Source organism: Flavobacterium cyclinae, from assembly GCF_021172145.1.
Classification (GTDB): domain Bacteria; phylum Bacteroidota; class Bacteroidia; order Flavobacteriales; family Flavobacteriaceae; genus Flavobacterium; species Flavobacterium cyclinae.
This window is the reverse complement of the sequence record NZ_CP089095.1, coordinates 2,516,951-2,532,322: the sequence shown is the minus strand read 5'-3', so window position 1 is coordinate 2,532,322 and position 15,372 is coordinate 2,516,951. Positions and strand designations below refer to the sequence as shown.

Here is a 15,372-nt window from a genome sequence, read left to right as displayed (position 1 = left end):
GATAGACATGGCACGTTCATTAAAAAAAGGACCATTCGTTCACTATAAATTAGAGAAGAAAGTTCAAGAAAATATTGCAGGTGGTAACAAAGGTGTTGTAAAGACTTGGTCTAGAGCATCTATGATTACTCCAGATTTTGTTGGGCAAACTATCGCAGTTCACAATGGTCGTCAATTTGTTCCAGTTTATGTAACTGAGAACATGGTAGGACACAAATTAGGAGAGTTTTCACCAACAAGATCTTTTAGAGGTCATGCTGGGGCTAAAAATAAAGGTAAAAAATAATAGGAAGCTATGGGAGTTCGTAAAAGAGAAAGAGCAGAGCAGACTAAAGAGGCTAAAGCACAAGTGGCTTTCGCTAAATTAAATAACTGCCCTACTTCACCTAGAAAAATGCGATTAGTTGCAGATTTAGTTAGAGGTCAGAAAGTAGAAATGGCTCTTAATATATTAAGATTTAGTCAAAAAGAAGCTTCAAGAAAATTAGAGAAATTGTTGTTATCAGCAATTAATAACTATCAGCAAAAAAATGCTGATGCTAATTTAGAAGAAGCTGGCTTATTTGTAAAAACGATTACTGTAGATGGTGGTATGATGTTAAAAAGACTTCGTCCAGCTCCACAAGGTCGTGCACACAGAATTAGAAAGCGTTCTAACCACGTAACAATCGTGTTAGGATCAAATAATAACACACAAAGCAATTAATAAACAGTATGGGACAAAAGACAAATCCAATCGGAAATAGACTTGGTATCATCAGAGGATGGGACTCAAACTGGTATGGAGGAAATGATTACGGTGATAAAATCGCTGAAGATGCTAAAATCCGTAAATACATCCATGCACGTTTATCTAAAGCTAGTGTATCTAAAATAATTATCGAGAGAACTTTAAAACTTGTAACCGTTACTATCACTACTGCTAGACCTGGTATCATTATCGGAAAAGGTGGTCAAGAGGTAGACAAGTTAAAAGAAGAACTTAAGAAAATTACTGACAAAGAAGTTCAAATCAACATCTTTGAAATCAAAAGACCTGAGTTAGATGCTTATTTAGTAGCAACTTCTATCGCTCGTCAAATCGAAAGCAGAATCTCTTACAGAAGAGCTATTAAAATGGCTATTGCGGCTGCAATGAGAATGAATGCTGAAGGTATCAAAGTTATGATTTCTGGTCGTTTAAACGGTGCTGAAATGGCACGTTCTGAACACTTCAAAGAAGGTAGAATTCCTTTGTCAACTTTCAGAGCTGATATTGATTATTCATTAGCTGAAGCACATACTACTTATGGTAGAATGGGTATCAAAGTATGGATAATGAAAGGTGAGGTTTATGGAAAAAGAGATCTTTCTCCGTTAGTTGGTATGGACAAAAAACAGTCTAAATCATCAGGATCATCTGCTCCAAAAAGAGACGGTAAACCAAACGCACGCAAAAGAAAGTAATTATTTAAACTAAAGAAAAATGTTACAGCCTAAAAGAACAAAATACCGTAAGGTACAGAAAGGTAGAATGAAAGGCGTTTCTCAAAGAGGACACGAGCTTTCTAACGGAATGTTTGGTATCAAATCTTTAGATTCTTCATTTATTACTTCTCGTCAAATTGAAGCAGCTCGTATCGCAGCAACTCGTTTCATGAAAAGAGAGGGTCAATTATGGATCAAAATATTTCCAGATAAGCCTATTACAAAGAAACCATTAGAAGTACGTATGGGTAAAGGTAAAGGTGCAGTTGAATATTGGGCTGCAGTTGTTAAACCTGGTAAAATTATGTTTGAAGTTGGAGGAGTTCCTCTATCTGTTGCAAAAGAAGCGTTACGCTTAGCAGCTCAAAAACTTCCTGTTAAAACTAAGTTTATCGTTGCTAGAGATTTCGAAGCATAATCTAAATTTATTATGAAACAATCAGAAATTAAAAATCTATCTGCAGCTGAGTTACAAGAACAACTTAGTCAGTTAAAGAGAACGTATACCGACCTAAAAAATGCTCATGCAATATCTCCAATTCAAAATCCTCTTCAGTTAAGAACTTTAAGAAGATCAGTTGCGAGATTACACACAGAGTTAACTAAAAGAGAGTTACAATAATTGTACACTAGCTGAAAGATGGAAAAAAGAAATTTAAGAAAAGAGAGAATTGGTGTGGTGACTTCAAACAAAATGGAGAAATCTATTGTTGTGTCACAAACTACAAAAGTGAAACACCCATTATACGGTAAGTTCGTGTTGAAAACTAAAAAATATATTGCACACGACGAAACAAACGATTGTAACATTGGAGATACTGTAAGAATTATGGAGACACGTCCATTAAGTAAATCTAAATGTTGGAGATTAGTTGAAATCATTGAAAGAGCGAAGTAATTATGGTACAACAAGAGTCAAGATTAAAAGTAGCAGATAACACAGGAGCGAAAGAAGTTCTTACGATCCGTGTTTTAGGAGGAACGAAACGTCGTTATGCCTCTGTTGGTGACAAAATTGTAGTTTCAATTAAAGATGCAACTCCAAACGGAAACGTTAAAAAAGGAGCAGTATCAACTGCAGTAGTTGTACGTACCAAAAAAGAAGTGAGAAGAGCTGATGGATCTTACATCCGTTTTGACGATAACGCATGTGTATTGTTAAACGCTGCAGGAGAAATGAGAGGAACTCGTGTTTTTGGTCCGGTTGCCAGAGAACTTCGTGAAAAACAATTCATGAAAATTGTATCATTAGCACCTGAAGTGCTTTAATTCTTATACAAATGATAAAGCTAAAAATTAAATCAGGAGATATCGTAAGAGTTATTGCTGGAGACCACAAAGGTTCTGAAGGTAAAGTTCTTAGAGTTCTTCGTGAGAAAAACAAAGCGGTTGTTGAAGGAGTTAACATGGTTTCAAAACATACAAAACCAAGTGCTAAAAACCCTCAAGGAGGAATCGTTAAGAAAGAAGCTCCTATTCATGTGTCTAACTTATCTTTGATTGATCCTAAGTCAAAAGAAGTGACTAAAGTTGGTTTCAAACAAGAAGGAGACAAGAAAGTGAGATTTTCAAAAAAATCTAATCAAGTACTATAGTTATGGCATATATTCCTAGACTAAAAGAAGAATATAAGAGTAGAGTTATTGCTGCTCTTAAAGAAGAGTTCGGTTACAAAAATGTAATGCAAGTTCCTAAACTTGAAAAAATTGTTGTAAGCCGTGGAGTTGGTGCAGCTGTATCTGATAAAAAATTAGTAGATTACGCTGTTGAAGAATTAACAAAAATTACTGGGCAAAAAGCAGTTGCTACTATTTCTAAGAAAGACGTTGCGTCTTTCAAATTAAGAAAAGGTATGCCAATTGGTGCTAAAGTAACGTTACGTGGAGAAAGAATGTATGAATTCTTAGATAGATTGATTACTTCATCTTTACCACGTGTTAGAGACTTCAACGGAATCAAATCAACTGGATTTGATGGTAGAGGAAACTACAATTTAGGAGTGTTAGAACAAATCATTTTCCCTGAAATTGATATTGATAAAGTAAATAAAATTGCTGGTTTTGATATTACTTTTGTAACATCTGCTCAAACAGATAAAGAAGCAAAAGCATTATTAGCGGAATTAGGATTACCTTTTAAAAAGAATTAAGACATGGCTAAAGAATCAATGAAAGCCCGTGAGGTTAAAAGAATTGCATTAGTAGAAAAGTATGCTGAGAAAAGAAAAGCTTTAAAAGAAGCTGGTGATTTCGAAGGTTTACAAAAATTACCAAAAAATTCTTGCCCAGTTAGAGTGCACAATCGTTGTAAATTAACGGGTAGACCAAGAGGGTATATGCGTCAGTTTGGTATTTCTCGTGTAACATTCCGTGAAATGGCAAATCAAGGATTAATTCCAGGTGTTAAAAAAGCATCTTGGTAATTTAAAAAAAAGTTATTACTTTTGCAATCCAAAAAATAAGTTTAATTGGTTAAAGGTTCAATCCGCTGAGGGCGGATTGAAAACCATAACCGCAAATCTATACATATGTATACAGATCCAATTGCCGATTATCTAACACGTGTTAGAAATGCAGTAAGAGCCAACCACAAAGTGGTTGAAATTCCTGCTTCTAATATGAAGAAAGAAATCACAAAGATTTTATTCGATCAAGGATATATCTTAAGTTACAAATTTGATGATTCTACTGTTCAAGGTACAATCAAAATTGCACTTAAATATGATAAAGACACGAAAGAGTCTGTAATCAAAGATATCCAAAGAATTAGTAAACCAGGTTTACGTAAATATGCTAGTTCATCAGACTTACCAAGAATCTTAAATGGTTTAGGTATTGCTATTGTTTCTACATCAAAAGGATTGATGACAGGAAAACAAGCTAAGCAATTAAATGTTGGTGGAGAGGTAATTTGTTACGTATATTAATAAAAAGACGAGACAATGTCAAGAATAGGTAAAAATCCAATTGCAATTCCAGCTGGAGTAACTGTAGAAGTTAAAGATGCTGTAATTACAGTAAAAGGAAAATTAGGCGAGCTTACTCAAGAATTTTCTGATGTAACCGTTAAAATCGAAGATAACCAAGTTATCGTAGAACGTTCATCTGATTATAAAACTGAGAGAGCGAAACACGGACTTTATCGTGCATTAATCAACAATATGATTGTTGGTGTTTCTGAAGGTTTTACAAAAGAATTAGAATTAGTTGGAGTTGGATATAGAGCTTCTAATCAAGGTCAAAAACTTGATTTAGCTTTAGGTTTCTCTCACAACATCGTTTTAGAAGTTGTAAAAGAAGTTACTGTTGAAACAGTATCAGAAAAAGGTAAAAATCCGATAGTGAAATTATCTTCATTCGACAAACAATTATTAGGTCAAGTAGCTGCGAAGATCAGAGGTTTCCGCAAACCTGAGCCATATAAAGGAAAAGGAGTTAAGTTTGTAGGAGAAGAACTAAGAAGAAAAGCAGGTAAATCAGCTTAAAAATTAAGACTATGTCATTAACAAAATCTGAAAGAAGACAAAGAATTAAGTTCAGAATCAGAAAGATTGTAAGCGGAACTGCTGCTCAACCAAGACTTTCTGTATTCAGAAGTAATAAAGAAATCTATGCTCAAATCATAGATGATGTAAACGGTACTACTTTAGTAGCAGCTTCATCAAGAGATAAAGATGTTGCACAAGGAACTGCTGTTGAAACTGCAAAAGCAGTTGGTAAATTAGTTGCTGAAAAAGCTCTTAATGCAGGTATCACTACAATCTCTTTTGATAGAGGTGGGTATTTATACCACGGACGTGTGAAATCATTAGCTGAAGGAGCTAGAGAAGCTGGACTTAAATTCTAAGAAATTATGTATCATAATTATAAAAACGTAGAGATTGTAAAACCAGGAGGTCTTGAATTAAAAGATCGTTTGGTGAGTGTAAATCGTGTTACTAAAGTTACTAAAGGAGGTAGAGCATTTGGTTTCTCTGCTATCGTAGTAGTTGGTGATGAAAACGGAGTAGTAGGTCATGGATTAGGAAAATCAAAAGATGTTTCTGAAGCAATCGCTAAAGCGGTGGAAGATGCTAAGAAAAATTTAGTGAGAATTCCTCTTCAAGGTCAGTCTGTTCCTCATGAGCAAAAAGGTAAATTTGGTGGTGCTAGAGTATTCTTAATGCCTGCTTCTCACGGTACTGGAGTTATTGCTGGTGGTGCTGTTCGTGCGGTATTGGAGTCTGTAGGTGTTCACGATGTATTATCTAAATCGCAAGGTTCATCTAACCCTCACAATGTGGTAAAAGCAACTTTTGATGCTTTATTACAAATGAGAAGTGCTGCTACTGTGGCTAAACAAAGAGGAGTATCTTTAGAAAAAGTATTCAAAGGTTAATTAACAGGAAATCATGGCAAAATTAAAAGTAAAACAAGTAAGAAGTAAAATCAATTGTCCTCTTGATCAAAAGAGAACTTTGGAAGCTTTAGGTCTTCGTAAAATGGGACAAGTTGTTGAGCATGATGCAAATCCTGCTATCCTTGGAATGGTAAATAAAGTTAAACACTTAGTTTCTGTTGAAGAAACTAAATAACACTATACAGTTATGAATTTAAGTAACTTACAACCAGCTGAAGGTTCAGTTCACAACCAAAATAAAAGAGTAGGTAGAGGAGAAGGTTCTGGTAAAGGTGGTACTGCTGCACGTGGTCACAAAGGAGCTAAGTCTCGTTCTGGATACTCTAAGAAAATTGGTTTTGAAGGAGGTCAAATGCCACTTCAAAGACGTGTTCCTAAGTTTGGTTTCAAGAACATCAATAGAGTAGAATATCAAGGTATTAATCTTGATTCGTTACAATTATTAGTAGATAACGGTGTAGTAACTGATACAGTTGATTTTTCTGTATTTGTAGATACTCGTTTAGCTACAAAAAATAGCTTAGTAAAGATTTTAGGAAGAGGTGAGCTAAAAACAAAACTTAAAGTAAGTGCTCACAAATTTACTGCATCTGCAAAAGCGGCTATCGAGGCTGCTGGTGGAGAAGCTGTAACTTTATAATCCTTTAGTAAAATGAAGAAATTTATAGATTCATTCATCAACGTTTGGAAAATCGAAGAGTTAAAAAATCGTATTTTATTAACTCTTGGATTATTATTGGTGTACCGTTTTGGTGCGCAAGTAACCCTTCCGGGGATTGATGCTACTAAATTATCAAATCTTACAAACCAAACTGATGAAGGTATCGGATGGTTAATCAATGTATTTACAGGAGGTGCGTTTTCGCAAGCTTCTGTATTTGCATTAGGTATCATGCCTTACATATCAGCTTCTATCGTAGTTCAATTAATGGGAATTGCGGTACCATATTTACAAAAATTACAAAAAGACGGTGAAAGCGGTAGAAAGAAAATTAACCAAATTACAAGATGGTTAACTATCTTAATTACTTTAGTTCAAGGTCCAGGTTATATCTATAACTTGTACAGAACGTTGCCAGGTGAAGCATTCATGTTAACTGGTCCAACTTTCATTTATTCTTCAGTTCTTATCTTAGTAACTGGAACTATTTTTGCAATGTGGTTAGGAGAAAAAATTACTGATAAAGGTATTGGTAATGGTATCTCTTTATTGATAATGGTAGGTATTATTGCAAGAATGCCACAAGCTTTTATTCAAGAGTTTTCATCTAGAACTTCTCAAGCAAATGGAGGAGTTATGATGATTGTAATTGAATTAATACTTTGGTTCTTAGTAATAATTGCATGTATTTTATTAGTAATGGCTGTAAGAAAAATTCCAGTACAGTATGCAAGACGTACCGTTTCTGGGGATTTTGAAGAAGACATGATGGGTGGTAACAGACAGTTTATCCCATTAAAGTTAAATGCATCAGGTGTTATGCCGATCATTTTTGCTCAAGCTATTATGTTTATTCCTGCTGCTGTTTCTGGTTTGGCTAAGGAATCAGATACTGCACTTTCTATTGCAGGAATGTTCAATGATCCATTTGGTTTAGTATATAATATTGTTTTTGCTTTGTTAATCGTTATTTTTACGTACTTTTACACCGCAATTACAGTGCCTACTAATAAGATGGCAGATGATTTAAAAAGAAGTGGAGGTTTCATTCCAGGTGTTAAACCAGGTGTTGAAACTGGAGATTACCTAGATAAAATTATGTCTTTAATTACTTTTCCAGGTTCGTTATTTCTTGCTTTAGTAGCTGTGTTCCCAGCTGTTGCGGTAAGTTTACTTGGAGTTCAAGGTGCTTGGGGTTATTTTTATGGTGGTACTTCTTTACTAATCATGGTTGGAGTTGCAATAGATACTATTCAGCAAATAAATTCTTATTTATTGAATAAACACTATGATGGTTTGATGAAAAGTGGTAAAAATCGTAAAGCAGTAGCTTAATTTTTATGGCAAAACAATCAGCAATAGAACAAGACGGAACAATTATTGAAGCATTATCTAATGCTATGTTTCGTGTAGAATTAGAAAACGGACATGTTGTAATTGCTCATATTTCTGGTAAAATGCGTATGCATTACATTAAGTTGTTACCAGGAGACAAGGTAAAACTTGAAATGAGTCCTTACGATTTGTCTAAAGCAAGAATTACTTATAGATACTAAAGCTATTAAAATGAAAGTAAGAGCATCAGTTAAAAAGAGAAGTGCCGAGTGCATTATTGTACGTAGAAAAGGAAGATTATACGTTATTAACAAAAAGAATCCTAGATTTAAACAAAGACAAGGATAATTATGGCAAGAATTGCAGGGGTAGATATACCTAAACAAAAAAGAGGAATCATTGCTTTAACATACATATTTGGTATTGGTAAAAGCAGAGCTAAAGATATTTTAGCTAAAGCTCAAGTGAGCGAAGACAAGAAAGTTCAAGATTGGAATGATGACGAAATCGGAGCTATCCGTGACGCGGTATCATACTACAAGATTGAAGGTGAATTGCGTTCTGAAGTTCAATTAAACATTAAACGTTTAATGGATATCGGTTGTCAAAGAGGTATTCGTCATAGAGCTGGACTTCCATTAAGAGGTCAAAGAACTAAAAACAACTCTAGAACTAGAAAAGGTAAGAGAAAAACTGTTGCTAACAAGAAAAAAGCAACTAAATAATAAGTAATAATATGGCTAAAACAACTGCAAAAAAACGTAAAGTTATTGTTGAATCTTCGGGAGAAGCACATATTAATGCTACTTTTAACAACATCATCATTTCTTTAACAAATAAGAAAGGTGAAGTAATTTCTTGGTCTTCAGCTGGTAAAATGGGCTTTAGAGGTTCTAAAAAGAATACTCCTTATGCAGCTCAAATGGCAGCAGAAGATTGTAGTAAAGTAGCTCTTGAAGCTGGACTTAAAAAAGTTAAAGTTTATGTGAAAGGTCCAGGGAATGGTAGAGAATCTGCTATTAGATCAATCCATAACTCAGGAGTTGAAGTTACAGAAATCATTGATGTAACTCCAATGCCTCACAACGGATGTCGTCCTCCGAAAAGAAGAAGAGTATAATTTAAGTATAACACGGGTAGGTTTAAAATTATCGAAGGATATAGACCTGAATTCATAATTCCTACCTTTTTCAATTTTTTAAAATGGCAAGATATACTGGTCCAAAAACTAAAATTGCTCGTAAATTTGGCGAAGCAATCTTCGGAGATGATAAAGCCTTCGAAAAAAGAAATTACCCTCCAGGGCAACATGGTTTAGCTAAAAAGAGAGGTAAAAAATCTGAATATGCTGTTCAGTTAATGGAAAAGCAAAAAGCTAAATATACATATGGTATTTTAGAAAAACAATTCAGAAACTTATTTAAAAAAGCATCTGCTGCTTCTGGAGTAACAGGTGAAATTTTATTACAATTATGTGAAGCTCGTTTAGATAACGTAGTTTACAGAATGGGTATCGCTCCATCTCGTAGAGCAGCTCGTCAAATTGTATCTCATAGACACATCACTGTTAACGGTGAAGTTGTTAATGTACCTTCTTATCACTTAAAAGCTGGTGATAAAGTTGCTGTACGTGAAAAATCAAAATCTCTTGAAGCTATTGACCGTTCTTTAGCTGCATCTTCTCATGTTTATGAGTGGATTACTTGGAATAATGATACTAAAGAAGGTACTTTTGTTTCTGTACCTCAAAGACTTCAAATTCCAGAAAACATTAAAGAACAACTAATCGTTGAGTTGTATAACAAATAATAATTGACATTAGTCGAAATATGGCAATATTTAATTTTCAAAAGCCCGATAAAGTTATCATGATCGATTCTACGGATTTCGAAGGTAAATTTGAATTTAGACCTTTGGAACCTGGTTACGGATTGACTGTTGGTAATGCACTTAGAAGAGTTTTGCTTTCTTCACTTGAAGGTTATGCTATTACTTCAGTACGTATTGAAGGTGTAGAACATGAGTTCTCTACAATCGCTGGTGTAGTGGAAGATGTAACAGAAATTATCTTAAACCTTAAACAAGTACGTTTTAAACGTCAAATTGAGGATATTGATAATGAATCTGTTTCTATCTCTCTTTCAGGTAAAGATAAAATTACTGCAGGTGATTTTCAAAAATTCATCTCTGGTTTTCAAGTTTTAAATCCAGATTTAGTTATCTGTAATTTAGACAGCAAAACAGCTATCAACATGGAACTTTCTATCGAAAAAGGTAGAGGTTATGTTCCTGCTGAAGAGAACAAAAAATCAAATGCTCCAATAGGAACTATTTTTACAGATTCTATTTATACTCCAGTAAAGAATGTAAAATATGCTATTGAGAATTTCCGTGTGGAACAAAAGACGGATTATGAAAAATTAGTTTTTGAAATCATTACTGATGGTTCTATCCATCCTAAAGATGCATTAACTGAAGCTGCTAAGACGTTAATTCACCACTTTATGTTGTTCTCTGATGAAAGAATTACTCTTGAGGCAGATGAAATTGCTCAAACTGAGTCTTACGATGAAGAATCTCTTCACATGAGACAGTTATTGAAAACTAAATTAGTTGATATGGACTTATCTGTTAGAGCATTAAATTGTTTAAAAGCGGCTGAAGTTGATACATTAGGTGATTTAGTATCTTTCAACAAGAACGACTTAATGAAGTTCCGTAATTTTGGTAAAAAATCATTAACTGAATTAGATGAGTTAGTGGCTAATAAAAACCTAACTTTCGGAATGGATTTAACTAAATACAAGTTAGATAAAGAATAATTGCTTCATATTTTGCGCTCCTTTAAAGGATTGATGCAAGATGAAGATAAATAATAGACGTCATGAGACACGGAAAAAAGAATAATCATTTAAGTAGACAAACAGGACATAGAAAAGCTATGTTAGCTAATATGGCTTGTTCGTTAATTGAGCATAAGCGTATTAACACTACTGTTGCTAAAGCAAAAGCTTTAAAACAATTTATTGAACCATTAGTTACTAAATCTAAAGAAGACACAACTCACAACCGTCGTATTTGTTTTTCTTACTTAAGAAACAAATATGCTGTTACTGAATTATTCAGAGAAGTTGCTGCTAAAGTTGGTGACCGTCCAGGAGGATACACTCGTATCATCAAATTAGGTAACCGTTTAGGTGATAACGCTGATATGGCAATGATCGAATTAGTAGATTTCAATTCATTGTACAACGGTGGTAAAAAAGAAGTTAAGAAAACGACTCGTCGTGGTAGAGCTAAGAAAGCAGAAACTACTGCTCCTGAAGCTCCAGCTGTTGAAACTTCTGAAAATACTGAAGCTACAGAATAATCATGATAGTATTCATGTAAAAATAATAAGGATAGACTTTTTTAAGTTTATCCTTTTTTTTTGGTTTTACGAATCAAAGATTTTCTTATAACAACTTTTATAACTAAATTTGCACCCACAACAACACAACACAATGAAATATAACAATCGCTCTAAGGCCGTTTTACTTCTTAAAGACGGAACAATTTTTCACGGAAAATCTATCGGTATAAAAGGTGTAACTTTTGGTGAAGTCGCTTTCAATACTGGAACTACTGGTTATCAAGAAATTTTCACAGACCCTTCTTATTTTGGGCAAATTATGGTTACTACCAATGCTCATATTGGAAATTATGGTGTAAATGAAAAAGAAGTTGAGTCGGATTCGGTTAAAATATCTGGATTGGTTTGTAAGAACTTCAGTTTTAATTATTCTCGTGAAGATGCTTCTGAAAGTTTATTTGATTATTTTAAAAAACAAAATCTAATTGTTATCTCAGATGTAGATACAAGAGCATTGGTGAGTTATATCAGAGATAATGGTGCAATGAATGCGGTTATTTGTACTGATGGAACTCCAATTGAAGAATTAAAAGCTAAATTAGCACAAGTTCCTGATATGAATGGTTTGGAATTAGCTTCAAAAGTATCAACTAAAGAGCCTTATTTCTTTGGTGAAGAAACTGCAAAATATAAAATTTCAGCACTGGATTTAGGGATTAAAACCAATATTCTTAGAAATCTTGCTAAAAGAGATTGTTATATTAAAGTTTTTCCATACAATGCTTCTTTTGAAGATTTGAAAGCGTTTAATCCAGATGGTTATTTCTTATCAAACGGTCCTGGCGATCCAGAACCATTAGAAACTGCTCAAGAAGTAGCAAGACAAATTCTTAATGAAAACAAACCTTTATTCGGAATTTGTTTAGGTCACCAAATTATTGGTTTGGCTAACGGAATCTCTACTTATAAAATGTTTAATGGTCACAGAGGAATTAATCATCCAGTAAAAAATATTATTACAGGAAAAGGTGAAATTACTTCTCAAAATCATGGTTTTGCTATAGTAAGAGAAGAATTAGACAAACATCCTGACTTTGAATTAACGCATGAACATTTGAATGATGGTACTGTGGCTGGAATGCGTATGAAATCAAAAAACTGTTTTTCAGTACAATATCATCCAGAAGCAAGTCCTGGTCCACACGATTCAAGTTATTTATTCGACCAATTTATAGATAACATTAAATCTTCAATCAACTAAAACGTTATCGTTTATAAGTTTTTACAGATTTTAAAAATCATTATGGTTTAAATTATAAATTTGTTATTATTCACCATATAACAACTAAAAAAATATAAAATGAGTATTATAATTAAAGTTCACGCTAGACAAATTTTAGATTCACGTGGAAATCCAACAATCGAAGTTGATGTAGTAACAGATAATGGAATTTTAGGTAGAGCAGCTGTTCCAAGTGGAGCTTCAACCGGAGAACATGAAGCAGTTGAGCTTCGCGACGGCGGTAAGGCTTACATGGGTAAAGGGGTGTTAAAAGCTGTTGAAAACGTTAATTCTAAAATTGCTGAAGCAGTTGTAGGAATGTCGGTTTTTGAACAAAATTTAATCGACAAAGTAATGATTGATTTAGACGGGAGTGCTAATAAATCAAACTTAGGAGCTAATGCTATTTTAGGTGTTTCTTTAGCGGTGGCAAAAGCTGCGGCTAACGAATTAGGAATGCCTTTATATCGTTACGTGGGTGGTGTTTCTGCAAATACGTTACCAGTTCCTATGATGAATATCATTAATGGGGGTTCGCATTCTGATGCTCCAATTGCATTTCAAGAATTTATGATTATGCCAGTAAAAGCAAAAGATTTTACTCATGCAATGCAGATGGGAACTGAAATTTTCCACAATCTTAAAAAAGTACTACACGATAGAAATTTATCAACTGCAGTAGGAGATGAAGGTGGATTTGCTCCAAATTTAGCTGGAGGAACTGAAGATGCTTTAGATTCTATCAAGTTAGCTGTTACAAATGCAGGTTATACTTTTGGTGATGATGTTATGGTTGCTTTAGATTGTGCTGCTTCTGAGTTTTATGTAAACGGAAAATACGATTATACTAAATTTGAAGGAGAAACTGGTAAAGTAAGAACTTCAGAAGAGCAAGCTTCTTATTTGGCAGAATTAACAGAAAAATATCCAATTATTTCTATCGAAGACGGAATGTATGAAGACGATTGGGAAGGTTGGAAATTATTAACTGAGAAAATCGGAGATAAAGTACAATTAGTTGGAGATGATTTATTTGTAACGAATGTTGAAAGATTATCTCGCGGAATTAGCCAATCAATTGCAAATTCAATTTTGATTAAAGTAAACCAAATCGGTACTTTAACTGAAACGATTGCAGCAGTGAATATGGCTCATAATGCAGGATATACCTCAGTAATGTCTCACCGTTCAGGAGAAACAGAAGATAATACAATTGCAGATTTAGCCGTTGCTTTAAACTGTGGGCAAATCAAAACAGGTTCGGCTTCACGTTCAGATCGTATGGCAAAATACAATCAATTATTAAGAATTGAAGAAGAATTGGCAGATGTTGCTTACTTTCCAGGTGTAAATGCTTTTAAAGTGAAAAAGTAATAATGCTATTGTAATGCTGAACTCGTTTCAGCATCTAACCTATATAAACCCTTTCAAAATATTAATTTTGAAAGGGTTTTTTATGTATATTATTTAACCATAAATTATGATAATTTTCTTTAACGTTTGCGTAATATTTATTAAATTCGCAGAATACTTAAATTTTTATCAAAAAAATACAATATAATTATATGTCAAATACTGCAATATTAGAGATTGATGGCAAAAAGTACGAGTTTCCTGTAATAATGGGAACTGAAAATGAAATTGCTATCGACATTGATAAGTTAAGAAGTGCTTCTGGCGCTATTACAATTGATCCAGGGTATAAAAACTCAGGTTCATGTAAGAGTGAAATTACTTTTTTAGATGGAGAAGAAGGAATTTTACGTTACAGAGGTTATTCTATCGAGGATTTAGCGGATAAAGCTGATTTTTTAGAAGTTTCTTATTTGTTGATTTTTGGAGAGTTGCCAACAGCGGCTCAATTAACAAAATTTGAAAATGATATCCGTAAATACACTTTAGTTAACGAGGAAATGAAAAACATCATTGATGGTTTCCCAAAAACAGCTCACCCAATGGGCGTTTTAGCTTCTTTAACGAGTGCCTTAACTGCATTTAATCCAAAATCTGTAAATCCTCATAACGAAAAAGAAATGTATGAGGCGGTTTGTAAAACTATGGCTAAATTCTTAGTGATTGCAACTTGGACTTACAGAAAATCAATGGGCTACCCATTAAATTATTACGATAATACAAAAGGATATGTTGAAAATTTCATGCGTTTGATGTTTGAATTGCCAACTGGTCCTTATAAGGCTGATCCAAAAGTAATAGAAGCTTTAGATAAATTATTCATTCTTCACGCTGATCACGAACAAAATTGTTCTACATCTACTGTAAGAATCGTAGGGTCTTCTCATGCAGGATTATTTGCTTCAATCTCTGCGGGAGTTTCTGCACTTTGGGGACCACTTCATGGTGGAGCTAATCAAGCAGTATTAGAAATGTTACAAGAAATCCATGATAATGGTGGTGATGTAGCTAAATTTGTTTTAAAAGCTAAAGACAAAGATGATCCATTCCGTTTAATGGGATTCGGACACCGTGTGTATAAAAACTTTGACCCAAGAGCAACTATCATTAAAAAAGCTGCTGATGATGTGTTAACAGCTTTAGGAGTTGATGATCCTTTATTAGATATTGCAAAACAATTAGAAAAAGTAGCATTAGAAGACGAATATTTCAAATCTAGAAACTTATATCCAAACGTAGATTTCTATTCAGGAATTATCTACCGCGCTATGGGTATTCCAGTTGAAATGTTTACCGTTTTATTTGCTATTGGTCGATTACCAGGTTGGATTGCTCAATGGAAAGAAATGAGAATTAATAAGGAACCAATTGGTCGTCCTAGACAAGTTTATACAGGTTATACTCATCGTCCATTTAAGGAAGTGAAAGATAGATAAATTATTAAGCCCAATTTTTTGGGCTTTT

27 protein-coding genes are annotated in these 15,372 nt (G+C 33.8%); all 27 read left to right on the top strand.

Features of this window, described 5'->3' with window-relative positions; translation table 11 throughout:
* Nucleotides 1–7: 7 nt before the first annotated feature.
* The 27 genes from rpsS to LOS86_RS11465 all read left to right on the top strand — a co-directional run bounded on the left by rpsS (nt 8) and on the right by LOS86_RS11465 (nt 15,344).
* Nucleotides 8–286: a 30S ribosomal protein S19 gene (gene rpsS, locus LOS86_RS11595; protein ID WP_073583326.1), complete on the top strand. Its 279-nt coding sequence runs from the start codon at nt 8–10 to the stop codon at nt 284–286.
* Between the two features lie 9 nt (nt 287–295).
* Entirely contained in the window at nt 296–706 is a 411-nt protein-coding gene (gene rplV / locus LOS86_RS11590) for a 50S ribosomal protein L22 (RefSeq protein WP_194095206.1), read from the top strand.
* 8 nt (nt 707–714) lie between these two features.
* A complete protein-coding gene (rpsC, locus tag LOS86_RS11585) occupies nt 715–1,446 on the top strand; it encodes a 30S ribosomal protein S3 (protein ID WP_231842250.1) in 732 nt (243 codons plus the stop codon).
* Nucleotides 1,447–1,465: 19 nt separating this feature from the next.
* Nucleotides 1,466–1,885, top strand: a complete 420-nt coding sequence (rplP, locus tag LOS86_RS11580; protein WP_008254483.1) for a 50S ribosomal protein L16 — start codon at nt 1,466–1,468, stop codon at nt 1,883–1,885.
* 12 nt (nt 1,886–1,897) lie between these two features.
* The gene (gene rpmC / locus LOS86_RS11575; protein WP_231842249.1) at nt 1,898–2,089 is read left to right on the top strand and encodes a 50S ribosomal protein L29; all 192 of its coding nucleotides are present in this window, start codon (nt 1,898–1,900) and stop codon (nt 2,087–2,089) included.
* An 18-nt stretch (nt 2,090–2,107) separates the two neighbouring features.
* Nucleotides 2,108–2,365: a 30S ribosomal protein S17 gene (gene rpsQ / locus LOS86_RS11570; RefSeq protein WP_231842248.1), complete on the top strand. Its 258-nt coding sequence runs from the start codon at nt 2,108–2,110 to the stop codon at nt 2,363–2,365.
* A 2-nt stretch (nt 2,366–2,367) separates the two neighbouring features.
* Complete coding sequence (gene rplN, locus LOS86_RS11565; protein WP_007803649.1) at nt 2,368–2,736, top strand: 50S ribosomal protein L14; 369 nt, start codon at nt 2,368–2,370, stop codon at nt 2,734–2,736.
* An 11-nt stretch (nt 2,737–2,747) separates the two neighbouring features.
* Entirely contained in the window at nt 2,748–3,062 is a 315-nt protein-coding gene (gene rplX / locus LOS86_RS11560) for a 50S ribosomal protein L24 (RefSeq protein WP_026725635.1), read from the top strand.
* 2 nt (nt 3,063–3,064) lie between these two features.
* On the top strand, nt 3,065–3,616 hold the full coding sequence (gene rplE, locus LOS86_RS11555; RefSeq protein ID WP_231842247.1) for a 50S ribosomal protein L5: 552 nt from the start codon (nt 3,065–3,067) through the stop codon (nt 3,614–3,616).
* 3 nt (nt 3,617–3,619) lie between these two features.
* Nucleotides 3,620–3,889, top strand: a complete 270-nt coding sequence (gene rpsN / locus LOS86_RS11550) for a 30S ribosomal protein S14 (RefSeq protein ID WP_014387709.1) — start codon at nt 3,620–3,622, stop codon at nt 3,887–3,889.
* A gap of 105 nt (nt 3,890–3,994) precedes the next feature.
* Nucleotides 3,995–4,393: a 30S ribosomal protein S8 gene (gene rpsH / locus LOS86_RS11545; protein WP_231842246.1), complete on the top strand. Its 399-nt coding sequence runs from the start codon at nt 3,995–3,997 to the stop codon at nt 4,391–4,393.
* A 15-nt stretch (nt 4,394–4,408) separates the two neighbouring features.
* A complete protein-coding gene (rplF, locus tag LOS86_RS11540; RefSeq protein ID WP_194095193.1) occupies nt 4,409–4,951 on the top strand; it encodes a 50S ribosomal protein L6 in 543 nt (180 codons plus the stop codon).
* A gap of 11 nt (nt 4,952–4,962) precedes the next feature.
* Nucleotides 4,963–5,313 (top strand): 50S ribosomal protein L18, encoded by a 351-nt coding sequence (gene rplR, locus LOS86_RS11535; protein ID WP_231842245.1) that lies wholly within the window; start codon nt 4,963–4,965, stop codon nt 5,311–5,313.
* A 6-nt stretch (nt 5,314–5,319) separates the two neighbouring features.
* On the top strand, nt 5,320–5,844 hold the full coding sequence (gene rpsE, locus LOS86_RS11530; RefSeq protein WP_035693159.1) for a 30S ribosomal protein S5: 525 nt from the start codon (nt 5,320–5,322) through the stop codon (nt 5,842–5,844).
* 13 nt (nt 5,845–5,857) lie between these two features.
* The gene (gene rpmD / locus LOS86_RS11525) at nt 5,858–6,040 is read left to right on the top strand and encodes a 50S ribosomal protein L30 (protein ID WP_111566953.1); all 183 of its coding nucleotides are present in this window, start codon (nt 5,858–5,860) and stop codon (nt 6,038–6,040) included.
* A gap of 12 nt (nt 6,041–6,052) precedes the next feature.
* Nucleotides 6,053–6,505, top strand: a complete 453-nt coding sequence (gene rplO / locus LOS86_RS11520; protein ID WP_073583310.1) for a 50S ribosomal protein L15 — start codon at nt 6,053–6,055, stop codon at nt 6,503–6,505.
* A 12-nt stretch (nt 6,506–6,517) separates the two neighbouring features.
* Nucleotides 6,518–7,861 (top strand): preprotein translocase subunit SecY, encoded by a 1,344-nt coding sequence (secY, locus tag LOS86_RS11515; RefSeq protein WP_231842244.1) that lies wholly within the window; start codon nt 6,518–6,520, stop codon nt 7,859–7,861.
* A 5-nt stretch (nt 7,862–7,866) separates the two neighbouring features.
* On the top strand, nt 7,867–8,082 hold the full coding sequence (gene infA, locus LOS86_RS11510; protein ID WP_026725626.1) for a translation initiation factor IF-1: 216 nt from the start codon (nt 7,867–7,869) through the stop codon (nt 8,080–8,082).
* 10 nt (nt 8,083–8,092) lie between these two features.
* Nucleotides 8,093–8,209 carry a type B 50S ribosomal protein L36 gene (gene ykgO, locus LOS86_RS11505; protein WP_002987490.1) on the top strand — a complete coding sequence of 39 codons (117 nt, stop codon included), beginning with the start codon at nt 8,093–8,095 and terminating at the stop codon, nt 8,207–8,209.
* A gap of 2 nt (nt 8,210–8,211) precedes the next feature.
* Complete coding sequence (gene rpsM / locus LOS86_RS11500) at nt 8,212–8,586, top strand: 30S ribosomal protein S13 (RefSeq protein WP_073583306.1); 375 nt, start codon at nt 8,212–8,214, stop codon at nt 8,584–8,586.
* A gap of 11 nt (nt 8,587–8,597) precedes the next feature.
* Complete coding sequence (gene rpsK / locus LOS86_RS11495; protein WP_111566950.1) at nt 8,598–8,981, top strand: 30S ribosomal protein S11; 384 nt, start codon at nt 8,598–8,600, stop codon at nt 8,979–8,981.
* Nucleotides 8,982–9,064: 83 nt separating this feature from the next.
* Nucleotides 9,065–9,670 carry a 30S ribosomal protein S4 gene (gene rpsD / locus LOS86_RS11490; RefSeq protein ID WP_231842243.1) on the top strand — a complete coding sequence of 202 codons (606 nt, stop codon included), beginning with the start codon at nt 9,065–9,067 and terminating at the stop codon, nt 9,668–9,670.
* A 20-nt stretch (nt 9,671–9,690) separates the two neighbouring features.
* Complete coding sequence (locus LOS86_RS11485; protein ID WP_231842242.1) at nt 9,691–10,683, top strand: DNA-directed RNA polymerase subunit alpha; 993 nt, start codon at nt 9,691–9,693, stop codon at nt 10,681–10,683.
* A gap of 62 nt (nt 10,684–10,745) precedes the next feature.
* Entirely contained in the window at nt 10,746–11,231 is a 486-nt protein-coding gene (gene rplQ, locus LOS86_RS11480; protein ID WP_231842241.1) for a 50S ribosomal protein L17, read from the top strand.
* A 133-nt stretch (nt 11,232–11,364) separates the two neighbouring features.
* Nucleotides 11,365–12,474 carry a glutamine-hydrolyzing carbamoyl-phosphate synthase small subunit gene (gene carA, locus LOS86_RS11475; RefSeq protein WP_231842240.1) on the top strand — a complete coding sequence of 370 codons (1,110 nt, stop codon included), beginning with the start codon at nt 11,365–11,367 and terminating at the stop codon, nt 12,472–12,474.
* 99 nt (nt 12,475–12,573) lie between these two features.
* On the top strand, nt 12,574–13,869 hold the full coding sequence (eno, locus tag LOS86_RS11470) for a phosphopyruvate hydratase (protein ID WP_231842239.1): 1,296 nt from the start codon (nt 12,574–12,576) through the stop codon (nt 13,867–13,869).
* 191 nt (nt 13,870–14,060) lie between these two features.
* Complete coding sequence (locus LOS86_RS11465) at nt 14,061–15,344, top strand: citrate synthase (RefSeq protein WP_231842238.1); 1,284 nt, start codon at nt 14,061–14,063, stop codon at nt 15,342–15,344.
* Nucleotides 15,345–15,372 lie beyond the last annotated feature (28 nt).

Coding starts and splice junctions, on each gene's coding strand:
- rpsS (WP_073583326.1), top strand. CDS start 8: ATGGCACGTTCATTAAAAAAAGGACCATTCGTTCACTATAAATTAGAG.
- rplV (WP_194095206.1), top strand. CDS start 296: ATGGGAGTTCGTAAAAGAGAAAGAGCAGAGCAGACTAAAGAGGCTAAA.
- rpsC (WP_231842250.1), top strand. CDS start 715: ATGGGACAAAAGACAAATCCAATCGGAAATAGACTTGGTATCATCAGA.
- rplP (WP_008254483.1), top strand. CDS start 1,466: ATGTTACAGCCTAAAAGAACAAAATACCGTAAGGTACAGAAAGGTAGA.
- rpmC (WP_231842249.1), top strand. CDS start 1,898: ATGAAACAATCAGAAATTAAAAATCTATCTGCAGCTGAGTTACAAGAA.
- rpsQ (WP_231842248.1), top strand. CDS start 2,108: ATGGAAAAAAGAAATTTAAGAAAAGAGAGAATTGGTGTGGTGACTTCA.
- rplN (WP_007803649.1), top strand. CDS start 2,368: ATGGTACAACAAGAGTCAAGATTAAAAGTAGCAGATAACACAGGAGCG.
- rplX (WP_026725635.1), top strand. CDS start 2,748: ATGATAAAGCTAAAAATTAAATCAGGAGATATCGTAAGAGTTATTGCT.
- rplE (WP_231842247.1), top strand. CDS start 3,065: ATGGCATATATTCCTAGACTAAAAGAAGAATATAAGAGTAGAGTTATT.
- rpsN (WP_014387709.1), top strand. CDS start 3,620: ATGGCTAAAGAATCAATGAAAGCCCGTGAGGTTAAAAGAATTGCATTA.
- rpsH (WP_231842246.1), top strand. CDS start 3,995: ATGTATACAGATCCAATTGCCGATTATCTAACACGTGTTAGAAATGCA.
- rplF (WP_194095193.1), top strand. CDS start 4,409: ATGTCAAGAATAGGTAAAAATCCAATTGCAATTCCAGCTGGAGTAACT.
- rplR (WP_231842245.1), top strand. CDS start 4,963: ATGTCATTAACAAAATCTGAAAGAAGACAAAGAATTAAGTTCAGAATC.
- rpsE (WP_035693159.1), top strand. CDS start 5,320: ATGTATCATAATTATAAAAACGTAGAGATTGTAAAACCAGGAGGTCTT.
- rpmD (WP_111566953.1), top strand. CDS start 5,858: ATGGCAAAATTAAAAGTAAAACAAGTAAGAAGTAAAATCAATTGTCCT.
- rplO (WP_073583310.1), top strand. CDS start 6,053: ATGAATTTAAGTAACTTACAACCAGCTGAAGGTTCAGTTCACAACCAA.
- secY (WP_231842244.1), top strand. CDS start 6,518: ATGAAGAAATTTATAGATTCATTCATCAACGTTTGGAAAATCGAAGAG.
- infA (WP_026725626.1), top strand. CDS start 7,867: ATGGCAAAACAATCAGCAATAGAACAAGACGGAACAATTATTGAAGCA.
- ykgO (WP_002987490.1), top strand. CDS start 8,093: ATGAAAGTAAGAGCATCAGTTAAAAAGAGAAGTGCCGAGTGCATTATT.
- rpsM (WP_073583306.1), top strand. CDS start 8,212: ATGGCAAGAATTGCAGGGGTAGATATACCTAAACAAAAAAGAGGAATC.
- rpsK (WP_111566950.1), top strand. CDS start 8,598: ATGGCTAAAACAACTGCAAAAAAACGTAAAGTTATTGTTGAATCTTCG.
- rpsD (WP_231842243.1), top strand. CDS start 9,065: ATGGCAAGATATACTGGTCCAAAAACTAAAATTGCTCGTAAATTTGGC.
- LOS86_RS11485 (WP_231842242.1), top strand. CDS start 9,691: ATGGCAATATTTAATTTTCAAAAGCCCGATAAAGTTATCATGATCGAT.
- rplQ (WP_231842241.1), top strand. CDS start 10,746: ATGAGACACGGAAAAAAGAATAATCATTTAAGTAGACAAACAGGACAT.
- carA (WP_231842240.1), top strand. CDS start 11,365: ATGAAATATAACAATCGCTCTAAGGCCGTTTTACTTCTTAAAGACGGA.
- eno (WP_231842239.1), top strand. CDS start 12,574: ATGAGTATTATAATTAAAGTTCACGCTAGACAAATTTTAGATTCACGT.
- LOS86_RS11465 (WP_231842238.1), top strand. CDS start 14,061: ATGTCAAATACTGCAATATTAGAGATTGATGGCAAAAAGTACGAGTTT.